Raw genomic sequence first — 16,038 nt, forward strand, 5'->3', positions numbered from 1 at the left:
CGACCAGCCCCCACCGGCCTGATGCCGAAGAAACAACCGACCGCAGCCCCCGCCGCCCTACCTCCCGAGCACGGAAGCCAAGGCGACGACGAGGAACATCAGCACAAGCACACCGGCCATGATCCGGTTGCGGGTTTTCGGGTCCACGACACCGAGCCTAACCGGCTCCCCCGAGCGGCCAGCGCCCGACCGCCTCGTACCGGGGCTGCTCCCCCGCAACCCCCGACGTCGGCAGAATGCTCCGCACCAGGCACAGCTCCCGCACGCTCCAGCTCCGGCCCGTGAATCCCGCGAGCGCGTCCAGGAACGCCCGCACGTCCCTCGCCTCCCTGCTCCGCGCCACGGTCAGATGGGCCTTGTACCGCCGGTGCTCCCCCATCGGCACCCCGGCCTTGCGCGCGGCCGCCTCGGCCCGCTCGGCCAGCAGCCGGAGGGCCGCCAGGTCCCCCTCGGCCCCCGCCCACAACGCCCTCCCGTGCCCGAACTGCCCGCCACCCCGCACGGCCAGCGAGAACGGCTCGGTCCGGCGCGCGGCCCGCTCCAGCCGCTCCGCCAGCTCCGGGACGACACCGTCGTCGACCTCACCGTAGAACGCGAGAGTGAAGTGCCAGCCGGGACGGCCGGTCCAGCGCATGCCGTCGGCCCCGGGCAGCGCGCGCAACGAGTCGACCACATCGCCGAGTTCACGGCAGACGTCGTCAGGGGGCAGCACGGCCGCGAAGAGTCTCATGGGGCCAGCCTGGCACCATGAGGCCATGCGGATCACCATCCGGGACGGCGGGCCCGACGACATTCCCGCGATACTCGGCATGCTCGACAGCTGTGTGGAGTGGCTGGTCTCACAGGGGCGCACGGGGCAGTGGGGGACGCAGCCCCTGTCCCAGAGCCCGAAGACGGTGGAGTCGGTCCGCCGGTACATGACGGAAGGCAGCGTGTACATGGCCGACGCCGACGGCGTCCCGGCCGGCACCCTCACCCTCACCGGCTCGGCGGGCGCCTACCTGTCCGACCTCGCGCCACCCGGCGAACCCGAGCGCTACATCCACTGGCTGGCCTCCGACCGCCGCTTCAAGGGGCACGGTGTGGGCAGCGCCCTGCTGGCCCACGCCGCCGAGGAGACCCGCCGCGCCGGGATCTCCCTCCTGCGCGTCGACTGCTACGCCGGCGACGACGGCAAGCTCGTCCGTTACTACGAGTCCAACGGCTTCACCCGCACCGAGGCCTTCACGGTCGGCGAGAACCACTGGCCCGGCCAGCTGCTGGCCCGGCGGGTATAGGCGGCCCCCGGAGCCGGGCGTGTCCAGGTCACCGTGCGTATCGTTGTACTGCGCGGCCGGCTCCATCCGCGAGTGCGGCCGGGGAGGAGCGCCACGATGACCGTCCTTGCAGACAGGATCGAGATGGCCGACAGCAGCGGTGAACTCACCCTCGACACGATGTTCGAGTGGGTGGAGACGATGCCGGTCCCCGAGGGCTACAAGGTCGAGATCGTCGGGGGGAACATCTTCATGGCGCCTCAGCGGGACACCCACTGGGACATCATCGCGGACATCTACGACCAGTTGCGCAGCAAGTACCCGCGCAAGCGCGTGAAGTCCGACGTACGCGTCGACTACCCGGGCCACCTCAACGGCTTCGCCTCCGACATCACCGTGATGACGGAGGGCGCGGCGAAGAACGCCAAGGGCCTGTGGCGCTACCAGGACGTCGAGTTCGTCGCCGGGGTGATCTCCAGGAAGACCGGCGCCAACGACTACGGCCCCAAGAAAGACGCCTACGCCGCCGCCGGTGTGCCGGTGTACCTGATCGTGGATCCGTACACCGGCCGCTGGCATCTGCACACCAAGCCCAAGGACGGCGAGTACCGGGGCGAGCTGAGCCTGGACTTCGGGGACGAGATCGACCTGACGGGCACCGTGGTCGGGCTCGTCCTGGAGACCGGTGAGTTCCCCCGGGACTGAAGCCGTCCCCTACGCCGCCGGGGCAAGTGCCTCCTGCTGCTCCCGGGGCACGAACCGCACGCGGGGGTGCCCCCGGTGCCAGCCCACCGACAGCCGCAGGTTGCCGACGCGGGCCAGGACCAGGCCGATCACCGCCGCGGCGAGCACCGCCACCGCGCCGCCGGCCGCGAGGCCGATCCGCGCGCCGTACGTGTCGGTGATCCAGCCGACGATCGGGGCGCCGACCGGCGAGCCGCCGAGGAAGACCATCATGTAGAGGGCCATGACACGGCCGCGCATGGCCGGGTCCGTGGACATCTGGATGCTGGTGTTCGTCGTGACGTTGACGGTCATGCCGAACAGGCCCAGCGGGACCATGAGCAGGGCGAACATCCACAGCGTGGGGGTCGTCGCCGCCAGGATCTCCAGGGCGCCGAAGGCCATGGCCGCCATGATCAGCAGCCGCAGCCGGGCCGTTCCCCGCCGTGCGGCGAGCAGCGCGCCCGCGACCGAGCCGACCGCCATCAGCGTGTTGAACATGCTGTAGGCGCCCGCCCCCGCCTGGAACACGTCGTCCGCGAAGGCCGACAGGTAGACGGGGAAGTTGAAGGCGAACGTGCCGACGAAGCCGACCAGGACGATCGGCCAGATCAGCTCCGGGCGGCCGGTGACGTAACGCACGCCTGCGCGCAGCTGTCCCTTGCCGCGCGGGGCACGCTCCACGACGTGCAGCTCGCGCGCGCGCATCAGCAGCAGGCCGGTGAGCGGCGCGATGAAGGACAGGCCGTTGAAGAGGAAGGCGTAGCCGGTGCCGACGCCGGTGATGAGCAGGCCCGCGACGGCGGGGCCGACCAGCCGGGCGGACTGGAAGTTCGCCGAGTTCAGGCTGACGGCGTTCTGCAGCTGCCCCGGGCCGACCAGCTCGGAGACGAAGGACTGCCGGGCCGGGTTGTCCACGACGGTGGCGAGTCCGACGGCGAACGCGGCGACGTACACGTGCCACACCTGGACCTGCCCGGTGAGGGTGAGGACGGCCAGGGCGATCGCGGTGAGCGCCATCGAGGTCTGCGTCACGAGCAGCGTGGGCCGCTTGCGCAGCCGGTCGACGAGGACGCCGCCGTAGAGGCCGAAGAGCAGCATCGGCAGGAACTGCAGCGCGGTCGTTATGCCGACGGCGGCGGAGGAGCCGGTGAGGCTGAGCACCAGCCAGTCCTGGGCGATGCGCTGCATCCAGGTGCCGATGTTGGAGACGACCTGCCCCATGAAGAACAGGCGGTAGTTCCGCACCTTCAGGGAGGAGAACATCGAGGACTTGCGGGCGGGCCGGGCGGAGGCGGGTGCGTCGGGAGCGGGCGGGGAGTCGTGGGGATCAGGTGCGGGGGCGGAAGCTGCTCCGGTTCCCGAACTCAAAGGGTTCGCCTCCTTGCTGCATACGACTTACAGGTGCGCGAGCTTCTCCAGCACGGGGGCGGCGGCGCGGAGTTTCGCCCACTCGTCCTCGTCGAGGTTCTCCACCAGCGTCGCCAGGAACGCGTTCCGCTTGGCGCGGCTCTCCTCGAGCATGGTCTCGGCCTGCTCGGTGCGTGTGACGACCTTCTGGCGCCGGTCCTCGGGGTGCGGCTCCAGCCGGACCAGGCCCTTGGCCTCCAGCAGGGCGACGATGCGGGTCATCGACGGCGGCTGGACGTGCTCCTTGCGGGCGAGCTCGCCCGGCGTGGCCCTGCCGCACAGGGACAGGGTGCCCAGCACCGACATCTCGGTGGGGCTGAGCGATTCGTCGACCCGCTGGTGCTTGAGCCGACGGGACAGCCGCATCACTGCGGATCGGAGGGAGTTCACGGCGGCTACGTCGTCGCCATGGCTGAGGTCCGGCATGTTCTTTAGCGTAACTCATTACTCTCGCTAAAGACCAGCGGTAACACGCCGGACGGTCCGTGACGCCCGCCACTGAAGCGTGACATCACTCATATGGGTGATAGGGCGACGGAACCACGCGCACCGCACCGAACGGTGCCGCGACCCTCGTGCCCATGGGGACCAGTGTGCTCAGCCTGCGAATAGACCACGACCTGCTCGAACGGCTCCGGCACCATGCCGCGAAGAGCGGAATGAGCGTCCAGGACTATGTCGTCCGGACGCTCATTCGACACGACTTCGACCAGCGGTTCCAGGCCGCCGTCGAGGAGACGGAGAGGTTCTACGGATCCTCCGACTCCGAGGACGAGGATCAGGTCAGACCCAGCGCCGGCATCAGGTAGTAGAACGCGAAGACCGCCGCCACCGCGTACATCGCCGACGGCACCTCACGGCCCCGCCCGGCCGCCAGCCGCAGCACCGCGAAGGTGACGAAGCCCATGCCGATGCCGTTGGTGATCGAGTAGGTGAACGGCATCATCAGCATCGTCACGAAGGCCGGGACGGCGATCGTGTAGTCCGCCCAGTCGATCTCCTTGACCGACCCGGCCAGGATCAGGAAGCCGACCGCGACCAGCGCGGGGGTGGCCGCCTGGGAGGGGACCATCGTGGCGACCGGCGTCAAGAAGAGGGCGGCGGCGAAGAGGCCGCTGGTGACGACGTTGGCGAGACCGGTCCGGGCACCCTCGCCGACACCGGCCGTGGACTCGACGAAAGCGGTCGTCGCGGACGAGGAACTGGCACCGCCGGCGGCGACCGCGAGACCGTCGACGAACAGCACCTTGTTGATGCCGGGCATCTGCCCCTCGCCGTCGGTCAGCTTCGCCTCGTCGGAGACGCCCATGATCGTGCCCATCGCGTCGAAGAAGCACGACAGCAGCACGGTGAAGACGAACAGCACCCCGGTCAGCACGCCGACCTTGTCGAAGCCGCCGAACAGGCTGACCTGCCCGATCAGCCCGAAGTCGGGGCTCGCGACCGGGTTGCCCGGCCACGTGGGCGTGGTCAGGCCCCAGCTGGGCACCGTGGCGACCGCGTTGATGGCGACCGCGAGGACCGTCATGGCGACGATCGAGATCAGGATCGCGCCGGAGACCTTGCGCACGATGAGCGCGAGGGTCAGCAGGACACCCAGGACGAAGACGAGGACCGGCCAGCCGTTCAGGTGACCGTCACCGCCCAGCTGGAGCGGAACGGTGGTCTGCGCGGCGTCCGGGATCCGGGAGACGAAGCCCGCGTCGACGAGCCCGATCAGCATGATGAACAGGCCGATACCGATGGAGATGGCCTTGCGCAGCCCGTAGGGCACGGCGTTCATGACACGCTCGCGCAGCCCCGTCGCCACCAGCAGCATGACCACGAACCCGGCGAGGACGACCATGCCCATCGCGTCCGGCCAGGACATCCGCGGGGCGAGCTGGAGGGCGACGACGGAGTTCACACCCAGCCCGGCGGCGAGGGCGATCGGCACATTGCCGATGACGCCCATGAGGAGGGTGGTGAGAGCGGCGGTGAGGGCCGTCGCGGTGACCAGCTGCCCGTTGTCGAGCTGGTGACCGTACATGTCCTTGGCGCTGCCGAGGATGATCGGGTTCAGCACGATGATGTAGGCCATCGCGAAGAAGGTGGCGAGACCGCCGCGGACCTCACGGGACAGGGTGCTGCCCCGCTCGGAGATCCGGAAGAAGCGGTCGAGTGCACCGAACGTGGGCCCGGCTCCCGGCTGCTGAGGGGCGGGGACCTTGGCAGGAGCCGAGGAGGACATGTGTTGGTGTTTCCTACGAAGAGAAGTGGTCAGACACAAACCGTTTCAGTATGAACATATGAGACCGCGATCGGCCATCTCCGCGCGTAGACCCGATCTCCTCGTAAGCTGTCCCCATGGCGAAGTGGACCCCCAGACACGAGGCGCCGGAGCCCCTGGAGGGCCCCGTGGTCGCCACCATCATCGGCGGCACGATCCTGTGGTTCGTCCTCTTCCTGGTCCAGCTCCCCTTCTACGGCTGGTTCGACGACCACGGCCACACCTGGTGGGTGTGGACCTGCCTGGCCGGCGCCGGACTGGGACTGATCGGCATCTGGTACGTCCGCAAGCGCGACGCCGCGATCAAGCAGGCGACGGCCCAGGACCCGACGGCGTCCCCCACGCCCCAGTAGCCGCAACAACCGCCGGCCCGCAGCCGCCGCACGACGCGAGGGGCCGTGTCGGGGGGTGTCCGCCCGCAGCGGTTGGCGCGTCGACGAACAGTCAGTCGGCACGCAATCCCATCGCGCCGTTCCGAGGACGGACACCCCCCGGCGCGGCCCCGACCCACCACCCGGCGGAAGGCAAAGCCGCACGCACCCGCAGGCTCCGACGAGACACCCGCCCACCCCCTCCCTACGCTCAGGAGATGGCGGCGAACGCTCGAAACCGTCGCGCGGGACGAGCCGCCGGACCGGTGAGGAGCGCAGCGATGACGATGCAGAACAGCGCGGTCGAGGCGGACCGTGCCCTGAAGTCCAAGCACCGGGCGATGTGGGCCCAGGGCGACTACCCGTCCCTGGCCGCCGAGGTCATCCCCGAGCTGGGACCGGTCCTGGTCGAGGCCTGCGGGGTGCGCCCCGGACTGCGGGTGCTGGACGTGGGTGCCGGCTCCGGCAACGCCGCGATCCCGGCGGCCCTGGCCGGCGCGGACGTGGTGGCCTCCGACCTCACCCCCGAGCTGTTCGAGGCCGGCCGGCGGGTGGCCGAGAAGCAGGGTGCCCACCTCACCTGGCAGGAGGCCGACGCCGAGGCCCTGCCCTTCCGGGACGCCGAGTTCGACATCGTGCTGTCCTGCGTGGGCGTCATGTTCGCCCCGCACCACCAGCAGGCCGCCGGTGAACTCGTCCGGGTCTGCCGCCCCGGCGGCACCATCGGGCTGCTCAGCTGGACGCCTCAGGGCTTCATCGGCCGGATGTTCGCCGCCATGAAGCCGTACGCGCCCCCGCCCCCGCCCGGAGCCCAGCCGCCCCCGCTGTGGGGGGACGAGGACCACGTCCGCGCCCTCCTCGGCGACCGGGTCACAGACATCAGCGCCGAACGCCGCACGGTCCGGATCGACCGCTTCGCGACGCCGGAGATGTTCCGCGACTACTTCAAGGAGCGCTACGGCCCGACCATCAGCGTCTACAAGAACATCGCCGGCGAGCCCGACCGCGCCGCCGCCCTGGACGGCGCCCTGGTGGACCTCGCCCGCGACGCCGACCAGGGCTCGGGCTCCGGCGGCACGGTCCTGGAGTGGGAGTACCTGCTGTTCACAGCCCGCCGGGCGGGCTGACACCGGGGCGCGGCGCCGGGACCTGGCACCGGGGTCCGACGGCGTTCCGACGGCGTACAACTGCCGTACGACCACGGCACGAAGTCCGTCGTCCCCAGGTCGGATCTTCGCCGCATTCGGCGGGTGAAGCGGCAAATCCGCACGTACCGTCGAATGCATGACGCATCTCGACGCGGGTGCCCGGCCCGACTCCGCACGGCCGGCGACGGTCACCTCCCGCGAGACCGGCCTGACCGGTGCTCAGGTCGCCGAACGGGTGGAGCGCGGGCAGGTCAACGACGTGCCGGTGCGCAGCAGCCGGTCCACCGTCGACATCGTCCGTGCGAACGTCTTCACCCGCTTCAACGCGATCATCGGCGTGCTGTGGCTGATCATGCTGGTGGTCGCGCCGATCCAGGACAGCCTCTTCGGGTTCGTGATCCTCGCCAACACCGGCATCGGGATCGTCCAGGAGTGGCGGGCGAAGAAGACGCTGGACTCGCTCGCGCTGATCGGCGAGGTCAGGCCGACCGTGCGCCGCGACGGGACCGCCGCGCAGGTCAGCACGTCCGAGATCGTGCTGGACGACCTGATCGAGATCGGCCCCGGCGACAAGGTCGTCGTCGACGGGGTCTGTGTCGAGGCCGACGGTCTGGAGATCGACGAGTCGCTGCTCACGGGCGAGGCCGACCCGGTCGTGAAACAGCCCGGCGACCAGGTCATGTCGGGCAGCTTCGTGGTGGCGGGCGGCGGGGCGTTCCAGGCGACGAAGGTCGGCCGCGAGGCCTACGCCGCCCAGCTCGCCGAGGAGGCCTCGCGCTTCACCCTCGTCCAGTCCGAGCTGCGGTCGGGCATCTCCACGATCCTCAAGTACGTCACGTGGATGATGGTCCCGACCGCGATCGGCCTGGTCGTCAGCCAGCTGTTCGTGAAGGAGAACGCCTTCGACGACTCCGTCGCCCGCACGGTCGGCGGCATCGTCCCGATGGTCCCCGAAGGGCTCGTCCTGCTCACCTCGGTCGCCTTCGCCATCGGCGTGATCCGCCTCGGCCGCAAGCAGTGCCTGGTGCAGGAACTGCCGGCGATCGAGGGGCTGGCCCGGGTCGACACGGTCTGCCTCGACAAGACCGGCACCCTCACCGAGGGCGGCATGGACGTCACCGAGCTGCGGCCGCTCCAGGGCGCCGACGAGACGTACGTACGCAAGGTGCTCGGGGCGCTGGGCGCGTCGGACCCGCGGCCCAACGCCTCCCTGAAGGCGATCATCGACACCTACCCGGCCGTCGAGGACTGGCGCTGCACCGAGGCGCTGCCGTTCTCCTCGGCCCGCAAGTACAGCGGCGCCGCGTTCACCGAGGACGACGGGCAGTCGAGCCGCTGGCTGCTGGGCGCGCCCGACGTGCTGCTGGCGGAGGACGATCCGGCCCTGGCCGAGACCGGGCGGCTGAACGAGCAGGGCCTGAGGGTGCTGCTGCTCGCCCGGGTCGAGCGGGACCTGGACGATCCCGAGGTGGCGAAGGGGGCGAAGCCGGTCGCCCTGGTCGTGCTGGAGCAGCGGCTGCGGCCGGACGCCGCGGACACGCTGCGCTACTTCGCCGACCAGAACGTCCGGGCCAAGGTCATCTCCGGCGACAACGCGGTCTCGGTCGGCGCGGTCGCCGCCAAGCTCGGCCTGTCCGGCACGACCGTGGACGCGCGCCGGCTGCCCGCCCTGCAGGACGGGATGGCCGAGGCCCTCGACGGCGGCACGGTGTTCGGGCGGGTCACCCCGCAGCAGAAGCGGACCATGGTGGGGGCGCTGCAGTCGCGCGGGCACACGGTCGCGATGACGGGCGACGGGGTGAACGACGTGCTCGCCCTGAAGGACGCCGACATCGGCGTGGCGATGGGCTCCGGATCGGAGGCGACCCGGGCGGTCGCGCAGATCGTGCTGCTGAACAACAGCTTCGCGACGTTGCCGTCGGTGGTCGCCGAGGGGCGCCGGGTCATCGGCAACATCACGCGGGTGGCGACGCTGTTCCTCGTCAAGACGGTCTACTCGGTGCTGCTGGCCGTCCTGGTGGTGTGCTCGCAGGTGGAGTACCCGTTCCTGCCGCGCCACCTGACCCTGCTGTCGACGCTGACCATCGGCATCCCGGCGTTCTTCCTGGCGCTCGCGCCCAACAAGGAGCGCGCGAAGCCGAACTTCGTACGGCGGGTCATGCGGTACGCGATCCCGGGCGGGGTCGTGGCGGCGGTGGCGACCTTCGCGACGTACCTCCTCGCCCGGGGGCACTACACGGGGCCGGGGGCGCTGGACGCGGAGACGAGTGCGGCGACGCTGACGCTGTTCCTGATCTCGATGTGGGTACTGGCGATCATCGCCCGCCCGTACACCTGGTGGCGTATCGCCCTGGTCGCCTCGATGGCCGGGGCGTTCCTGGTGGTGCTGGTCGTGCCGTGGCTACAGCACTTCTTCGCGCTGAAGCTGGTGGGGATGACGATGCCGTGGATCGCCGTCGGCATCGCGGCGGTGGCGGCGGCCGCCCTGGAACTGTCGTGGAGGTGGGTGGACCGCCGCTTTCCCGCGTAGCCGGAGCTACTTCACGTCGACGTAGTCGCCCGTGGCGTTGACCGCCGGGGTGGTCGTCGTGCCGGCGAAGCTGAAGCGCCAGTAGCCGTCGTACTGGGCGGTGGCGGTGGCCTTCAGGTTGCCGTACTGGTCGGAGTACACCGTCTTGAGCGTGGTGTACGTGCTGGTGCCCGCCTTGCGGAACTGGAGCTTGACCGGCTGGTTGGTGTAGCCGTGGTAGGCGTTGTCCTCCCAGTTGGCGCGGGACAGCTTGCCGGTGGACGTGATCGTCTTGCCCTTGTAGACGGGCTCGGGACCGGCGTTGACGGTCAGCTTGGAGTAGCGCTGGACCTTGGTGGCGCCCAGGCCGCCCTGCATCTTCTCGGCGCCGTCGCTGGTGACCGCGAGGGCACCGGCGCCCCAGGTGCCGGCGTCGGAGTTGAACAGGTCGCCGTCGGCCGGGCGGATGGTGATGACGCCCTTGCAGTTGAGGACCGTGGACGAGGCGGCGGTGCAGGTCGCCGGGTCGTCGCTGATGAGGAGGTTGTCCGCGGTGTCCGTCGAGGAGCCGTGGTAGATCAGGGGGCCGGTGGCGAAGTTGTCGGAGCCGGTGTCGAGGTCCGCGGCGTGGGTCACGGTGTAGGTGACCGGCACGCTCACCACGTTGGTGGTGCCGACGGCGATGTTCTTGCCGCTGTTGACCTTCATGTCGGAGAAGGTGACGTCGAGGGTCGACGCGGTGGTGGCCGCGCCCGCGTCGGCCGCGGCGGAGCTGAAGGCCTGCTTGCCGGACGGGGCGTCCGCGGCCTGGGCAGCCGGCACGGCGAGGGCCAGGGCGCCGGCGACGGCGGCCACGGTGGCTCGGATGTGCATGTGTTCCCCAGGTGGAGAAGTGATCTAGGAGTCTGTTGACTCACGCGATCAGATCCACGAATGCCCCGCGGGGTTGCAGGGCGCGAACCGGCTTTTGCCGTCTCATCCGCAACGTTTGACACATGCGTGACATCGGCGCACCGAAAAGGGGCGCCGCCGGCCCCGGCATGGCTCCAGGACCGGCGGCGCCGTCGCGTGGACGGTCGCTGCGTGGTGTTATCGCACGTCGACGAAGTCACCCGCGGCGTTGACCGCCGGGGTGGTCGTGGTGCCCGCGAAGGAGTAGCGGAAGTAGCCGTCCGTCGAGGCCGTGACGCTGGTCTTCAGCTCGCCCGTGGAGTTGGACTTGATGGTCTTCACCGTGGTGTAGGTGTCGCTGCCCTTCTTGCGGAACTGCAGCTTGACCGACTGGTTGGTGTAGCCGTGGTACTTGTTGTCGTCCCAGTTGGCACGGGACAGCTTGCCGGTGACCGTGATGGTCTTGCCCTTCTTCACCGGCTCGGGCGAGGCGTTGACCGTCAGCTTGGAGTAGCGCTGGAGCTTGAAGGAGTTCGTCGGGTCCTTCACCGCGACACCCACGTTGTCCAGGTTCGGGTTCTCCGGGTCCTCGCCGTTGAACGCGACCGCAAACGCGGCGGCCTTCCAGGAGCCGGCGTCCTCGTTCAGCAGCGCGAACGGGTCGATCTCGACGGTGGCCTTGCAGCTGGCGACGGTCGCGGAGGAGTCCGTGCAGGTCGCGTCGTTGCTGTCGAAGAAGAACGCCGTCTCCTCGAAGGAGGCACCGCGGTACAGCTCGACACCCGCGAAGAAGTCCGCGGCGTGGATGTCCACTTCCTGACCGTGGGTCAGGGTGAAGGAGACGGGAACCTTGACCAGGTTGGTGGTGCCGACGGCGATGTTCTTGCCGTTGTTGACCTTGACCGAGGAGAAGGTCGCGTTCAGGGCGATCGCCTCGCCGTCCACGGCGCCGGCGAAGGCCGACCGGCCGGAGTCGGCGTGGAGGACCTCGCTCGCGGCGGCGATGTCCGCGGGAACCTTCGGCTCCGCGGCCTGCGCGGCCGGGACGGCGAGGGCGGAAAGGGCCAGGGCGCCGGTGACGGCGGCCACGGTGGCTCGGATACGCATGCGTTCTCCAGGTGGAGAGGGGCCCCGGTGCTCGTCGTCGGCTCTCGGGGCCCAAGTGATCGTGGAGTCTGTTGACTCACGTGATCAGATTCCTGAGGAATGCGCTTGGTTGTACGACCGGTGAAAAATTTGTGCGGGAGTTTTCACCGACGGCCGTACGCCGGCCCCGGATCGGCCGAACGGCTCAGTCGAACCACCGGTCCCGCGCCAGCTCCTCCGTCCGGGACGGGTCCTCCAGCAGGGCCGCCACCTCGAACCGTCGCGGCCACTGGCCCGCCGCCCAGGCGAGTCCCGCGGCGACACCCTCCAGGGTGGCCGCGTGCAGGACGCCGTCTCCGGTGAGGCGCCAGTCGATCTCCACGCCGTCGACGACGAGTTCCTCGTGCTCCACGTAGGAGGACGGGGTCCGCCGGCCGAGCAGCACCCGCACCGGCTCCGGGACGTCGTGCTCGGCGCCCTCGGAGGTGACCTCCCCGGTGACGGACTCGCTGAGCCGCCGCACCTGGAACAGTTCGGCCAGTTCGGCGGCGCGGGACGGCGGTACGGGAAGCAGCGGGACGCCCTCGGTGAACGGCAGCAGGTCGGGCGAGTCGCACACCACGGCGTCGGCCGCGTCGACGACCTCCACCCGGCCGTCGGTGACGGCCCGCAGGTCGTCCGGCAGGGTCACCTGCTCCGGGTCCAGCTCGGCCAGCGCCCCGTACAGGGCGTGCAGTTGGGCTCCCGTCACCTCCCGCTCGGGGTCGGCGAGCCGGTCGAGCAGTTCGGCGGCGCCGCCGGGCTCGTCCAGCAGCGCGGCGACGGAGGTGCGCACCCCCAGCGCCCGCAGCACCTGTTCGTCCTCGAACCCGGTCGCGTCGGCCTCGTCGTAGAGCCCGCGCAGCAGCGGGTCGCCGCCGGAGGCCCGCAGGCCGGCCGGGCGGCGGCCGTCGAGGACGGGGTTCCCGCGCAGCCACCACGCGGTGTACGGCCGGACGACCTCGTGCGTCCCGTCGGGCAGCAGGATCCGCACGGGCTGCACGATGGCGTCCCGCAGGGGCGGCCGGGACAGCAGCGTCAGGGCCTGCGTCCACTTGTCCTCGTCCACGAGGTCGAGGTCCCGGACGGCGACGATCTCGGTGGCGACCGGCGGCACGGGGCTGTCCGGGAAGCGGTCGAGGATATCCTCGCACCACACGTCGACGGCGTCCAGCAGTCCCGCGTCGTCCGGCTCGGCGAAATCGCCCTCGCGGGGCTCCAGTTCGTCCGGGTCGAGGACGACGTCGGTGGCGCGGACGACCGCGAAGTTCACCAGGACACCGCAGGCGGCCAGCGGCTGCTCGCCCCACTTCCCGGCCAGCTCGGCGTCCACGAAGGCGAGTTCACCCTCGCGCATGACCTGGGCGAACGGGCCGCCGGGGAAGACGAGTTCGCAGGCCGGGGCCGGTTCGCCGTCCTCGTCGGGCAGGGCGAGCGCGCCCAGCCAGGGCTCGTCACCGGGCTCCAGGGCGGCGTCCCGCACCAGGGCGAGCACGGTGTCGGCCAGTTCGTCGGCGTCGAGGGAGTCCTCCTCCCAGTCGATCCCGCCGTCGTCGTCCAGGGACGCGGCGACGGCGGCCCGGACCTGCGGGGTGGTGAGGACGGCCCGCGGGGTCGCGGGCAGGGCGCCGAGCTTCTCCAGCAGGGGGTGGGCTGCGTCCGGGTGGGCGACCTTGAGGCCGAGCCGGGCCAGCACCTCGGGGTCGGTCCGCCCGGCCTCCGCGCCGGGCAGCAGGACCTGCCGGGGCCCGATGGTCGTCCGGCCGTCGGCGAGCGGCACCGGGAGCCCCGAAAGGCGGTCCGGGTCGATCCCGGCCAGGCTGTCGTAGAGCCGCCGCCACCAGCCGGGGGCCTTCTCCAGACCGGCCAGCCGGTCGACGGCGTCGGTCAGCGGGACGCGGGCGACGCCCAGGGTCCGCAGCTCGGCGCGTCGTTCCAGCCCCGCGGGCAGGAGGGTGGGCAGCACCTCGGCGAGCACCCGCACGGTGTCCGCGCCCGCGCCCTCGACGACCTCGGCGTCCCGCGGCCGCAGCGACTCGGGCACCTCGTCGCCGTCCTCCGCGTGGGGCTCGACGGCGGGCGGGAGAAACGCGGTGCGCGGCAGGCGCTCCAGGATCGCCTGGCGCAGGGCGCCGTCCAGTTCGCCCCTGCCGAGCGGGCCGGGCACGAGGTCGATGATCCCGGTGGTGACCGGCCGCCAGGCGCCGAGGAGTTCGGCGTAGGAGTCGGCCGCGCGCTGGACGAGGAAGTCGGTCAGCGGGCCGGGGGCGGCGTGCCGGCGGGTGGAGTCCAGCGGGAACGAGGCGATGAGCAGGGCCGGGACGCCGAGCGGTTCGTCGCTCGGGGTGGGGGCGTGCACGACCGCGCTGGTGCGGGGCCTGGCCGGGCTGCCGTCGCTGTCCACGGGCACGGCCCAGGTGACGGACCAGTGGGGCCGCAGCCGCTCCTCGACGGGCCGGTCGGCGAGGAGGTCGGGGGTGAGGGGGCCGTGGGCGGCGGCGGTGCGCCAGTGGGTGACGCCGTGGGCGGAGTCGTCGACGACGGTGAGGGCGCCGTCGGTGCGGCGGGTGAGGGTCCGCGGGCTCTCCCCGTCGATCTCGACGACGAGTTCTTCGAGTCCGGGGAGGGTGAGCAGCAGGGCGTCGTCGACGGCCCGCAGGAGCCGCTCGGCGAGATCGGCGGCGGCCGCGTCCCGCAGCGGCAGGATGACGGCGGTGTCGTACGGGGCGGGGGCGGTGCCCTCGGCGGCGTACGGCAGGCGCAGCAGCGGGACGTGGCCGTCGCGGCGCCGGACCTCGTCCCCGAGGCCGGGACTGTGCCGGGCGGTCTCCGCGGCCAGTGCCCTGGCCTCGGCGAGCGACCACCGCACACCGCCGTGCCGGCCGACGACGGCGGGCTCGTCGGTGACGGAGAGCACGGCGGCGAAGCCGACACCGAACCGCCCCACGGAGGACGTGTCCCGCGTGTCCCGCTTGGCGGACGCCCGCAGTGTGGACAGCGACTCGACCCCGGCCGCGTCCAGCGGGGCGCCGGTGTTGGCGGCGACGAGCACCCCGTCGCGCAGGGTGAGCCGCAGCCGCCCCGGCACCCCGGCCCGGGCCGCGGCGTCGGCTGCGTTCTGGGCGAGTTCCACGACGAGCCGGTCCCGGTAGCCGCCGAGGACGAGGTCCTCCTCGGCGTTGGCGTCCTCACGGAACCGGGCGGGGCTGGTGGCCCAGGCGTCGAGGACACCGCGCCGCAGACGGGCGGTACCGAACGGATCGGCCCCCTCGGCGGCGGGCCGCACGAACTTGCTGCTCACGTTCCGTTCCTTCTCCTCGTGGACGTGAGGATGAAGGTACCGCCTGGGGAGCACCCACCGTGCGCCCGCCCGACGCGGACGGCCGGGGTTACGAGTGGCCCAGTTCCTCCGTGTCCTGGTCCGCCGTCGGGGTCACCGAGCCCGAGTCCGGGGACGGGCGCAGGGGGAACGGGTCGACGCGGGTCTCGTCGATGACCGGAGCGGCCGGCTGGGGCGGCCGGGGCATGACGGCGGCCTCGGAGTGTCCGCCGCAGCCGTAGGCGAGGGAGACGAGGCGGCCGTCGGCCGGGGAGAACTCGTTGGCGCAGGCGCCGAAGGCCTGGCCGAGGGAGCCGCCGATGGGGACGAGGAAGCCGCAGCTGACGCAGGCGGCGGGGGCCGCCTGCGCCATGGGCGTCTTGGGGCCGAACGCCTCCTCCCAGCGGTCGGCCGCGGTGTGCAGGCCGTAGCGGGACAGGACGCGGGCCCGGCGCATGCCCAGTTCCTCGGCGACCGCCGGGATCGAGCCGCGGGAGGGGGCGACGGTGAAACCGGACGGGGAGCCGGCGGTGAGGTCCGCGTCCTCCGCCTCCACCAGGTCGGCCAGCTCGTGCGACACAGGCGACTTGGGCGCCGGCTCGTCCTCGCCCGTGTAACCCGGCTCCAGCCGCAGATCCTCGGCGTCGGTGGGCAGCAGATCGCCCGGCCCCATGTCGCCGGGACGCAGCCGCTCGCTCCACGGCACCCACTCGGGGGCCAGCACCGCGTCCGGTCCGGGCAGCAGGGCCGCCTCGTCCACCGTGACGATCTTGGCGCGGGACGCCCTGGCCACCGTCACGGCCCAGCGCCAGCCGCGGTAGCCGAGCTCCAGGCACTGGAAGAAGTGGGTGACCACGCGGTCCCCCTCGGAGACCACGCCCACGTGCTCCCCGACGATTCCCGGCGCGGCGGCCTCCTCGGCTGCGGCGCGTGCGAGGTCGACGGCCTCGGCGCACAGACGGTCAGGGGTGCGGCTTCGCGTTGTCGCTGCGCTCACAGGTATCGCTTCTCTCCATA

At 71.5% G+C, this 16,038-nt stretch carries 14 protein-coding genes; 6 read left to right on the forward strand and 8 right to left on the reverse strand.

Features of this window, described 5'->3' with window-relative positions; all coding sequences use genetic code 11:
- Nucleotides 1-157: 157 nt before the first annotated feature.
- A complete protein-coding gene (thpR, locus tag OO68_RS29420; RefSeq protein ID WP_033312400.1) occupies nucleotides 158-730 on the reverse strand; it encodes an RNA 2',3'-cyclic phosphodiesterase in 573 nt (190 codons plus the stop codon).
- Between the two features lie 25 nt (nucleotides 731-755).
- Between thpR and OO68_RS29425 the strand changes: the two genes are divergently transcribed.
- Both OO68_RS29425 and OO68_RS29430 read left to right on the forward strand, forming a co-directional pair.
- On the forward strand, nucleotides 756-1,277 hold the full coding sequence (locus tag OO68_RS29425; RefSeq protein ID WP_033312216.1) for a GNAT family N-acetyltransferase: 522 nt from the start codon (nucleotides 756-758) through the stop codon (nucleotides 1,275-1,277).
- A 96-nt stretch (nucleotides 1,278-1,373) separates the two neighbouring features.
- Nucleotides 1,374-1,961, forward strand: coding sequence for a Uma2 family endonuclease (locus tag OO68_RS29430; protein ID WP_033312217.1), 588 nt, complete (start codon nucleotides 1,374-1,376; stop codon nucleotides 1,959-1,961).
- Nucleotides 1,962-1,970: 9 nt separating this feature from the next.
- On the opposite strand, the gene OO68_RS29435 is transcribed toward OO68_RS29430, so the two are convergent.
- Both OO68_RS29435 and OO68_RS29440 read right to left on the reverse strand, forming a co-directional pair.
- Nucleotides 1,971-3,350 carry an MFS transporter gene (locus OO68_RS29435; RefSeq protein WP_033312218.1) on the reverse strand — a complete coding sequence of 460 codons (1,380 nt, stop codon included), beginning with the start codon at nucleotides 3,348-3,350 and terminating at the stop codon, nucleotides 1,971-1,973.
- 27 nt (nucleotides 3,351-3,377) lie between these two features.
- Nucleotides 3,378-3,815, reverse strand: coding sequence for a MarR family winged helix-turn-helix transcriptional regulator (locus tag OO68_RS29440; RefSeq protein ID WP_033312219.1), 438 nt, complete (start codon nucleotides 3,813-3,815; stop codon nucleotides 3,378-3,380).
- A gap of 155 nt (nucleotides 3,816-3,970) precedes the next feature.
- Here OO68_RS29440 and OO68_RS29445 point away from each other — a divergent pair, with 155 nt between their 5' ends.
- Nucleotides 3,971-4,198, forward strand: a complete 228-nt coding sequence (locus tag OO68_RS29445; RefSeq protein ID WP_051814866.1) for a ribbon-helix-helix protein, CopG family — start codon at nucleotides 3,971-3,973, stop codon at nucleotides 4,196-4,198.
- On the opposite strand, the gene OO68_RS29450 is transcribed toward OO68_RS29445, so the two are convergent.
- Entirely contained in the window at nucleotides 4,168-5,619 is a 1,452-nt protein-coding gene (locus OO68_RS29450) for an NCS2 family permease (RefSeq protein ID WP_033312220.1), read from the reverse strand. The genes OO68_RS29445 and OO68_RS29450 overlap by 31 nt on opposite strands.
- A 116-nt stretch (nucleotides 5,620-5,735) precedes the next feature.
- Here OO68_RS29450 and OO68_RS29455 point away from each other — a divergent pair, with 116 nt between their 5' ends.
- The 3 genes from OO68_RS29455 to OO68_RS29465 all read left to right on the forward strand — a co-directional run bounded on the left by OO68_RS29455 (nucleotide 5,736) and on the right by OO68_RS29465 (nucleotide 9,707).
- Nucleotides 5,736-6,011 (forward strand): DUF2530 domain-containing protein, encoded by a 276-nt coding sequence (locus tag OO68_RS29455; protein ID WP_078625512.1) that lies wholly within the window; start codon nucleotides 5,736-5,738, stop codon nucleotides 6,009-6,011.
- A 299-nt stretch (nucleotides 6,012-6,310) separates the two neighbouring features.
- Nucleotides 6,311-7,156 carry a class I SAM-dependent methyltransferase gene (locus OO68_RS29460; RefSeq protein ID WP_033312222.1) on the forward strand — a complete coding sequence of 282 codons (846 nt, stop codon included), beginning with the start codon at nucleotides 6,311-6,313 and terminating at the stop codon, nucleotides 7,154-7,156.
- A 157-nt stretch (nucleotides 7,157-7,313) separates the two neighbouring features.
- Nucleotides 7,314-9,707 carry an HAD-IC family P-type ATPase gene (locus tag OO68_RS29465; RefSeq protein ID WP_033312223.1) on the forward strand — a complete coding sequence of 798 codons (2,394 nt, stop codon included), beginning with the start codon at nucleotides 7,314-7,316 and terminating at the stop codon, nucleotides 9,705-9,707.
- A 6-nt stretch (nucleotides 9,708-9,713) separates the two neighbouring features.
- Here the strand turns inward: OO68_RS29465 and OO68_RS29470 are convergent, their stop codons facing one another.
- From OO68_RS29470 to OO68_RS29485, 4 genes are all read right to left on the reverse strand, one after another.
- A complete protein-coding gene (locus OO68_RS29470; protein WP_033312224.1) occupies nucleotides 9,714-10,559 on the reverse strand; it encodes a hypothetical protein in 846 nt (281 codons plus the stop codon).
- A 216-nt stretch (nucleotides 10,560-10,775) separates the two neighbouring features.
- Nucleotides 10,776-11,684, reverse strand: a complete 909-nt coding sequence (locus OO68_RS29475; protein WP_033312225.1) for a hypothetical protein — start codon at nucleotides 11,682-11,684, stop codon at nucleotides 10,776-10,778.
- A gap of 184 nt (nucleotides 11,685-11,868) precedes the next feature.
- On the reverse strand, nucleotides 11,869-15,003 hold the full coding sequence (locus OO68_RS29480; RefSeq protein ID WP_033312226.1) for a sacsin N-terminal ATP-binding-like domain-containing protein: 3,135 nt from the start codon (nucleotides 15,001-15,003) through the stop codon (nucleotides 11,869-11,871).
- Between the two features lie 88 nt (nucleotides 15,004-15,091).
- Nucleotides 15,092-16,018 carry a DUF3027 domain-containing protein gene (locus OO68_RS29485; protein ID WP_033312227.1) on the reverse strand — a complete coding sequence of 309 codons (927 nt, stop codon included), beginning with the start codon at nucleotides 16,016-16,018 and terminating at the stop codon, nucleotides 15,092-15,094.
- Nucleotides 16,019-16,038 lie beyond the last annotated feature (20 nt).

Source organism: Streptomyces iakyrus, from assembly GCF_000717055.1.
Taxonomy (GTDB): Bacteria; Actinomycetota; Actinomycetes; order Streptomycetales; family Streptomycetaceae; genus Streptomyces; species Streptomyces iakyrus.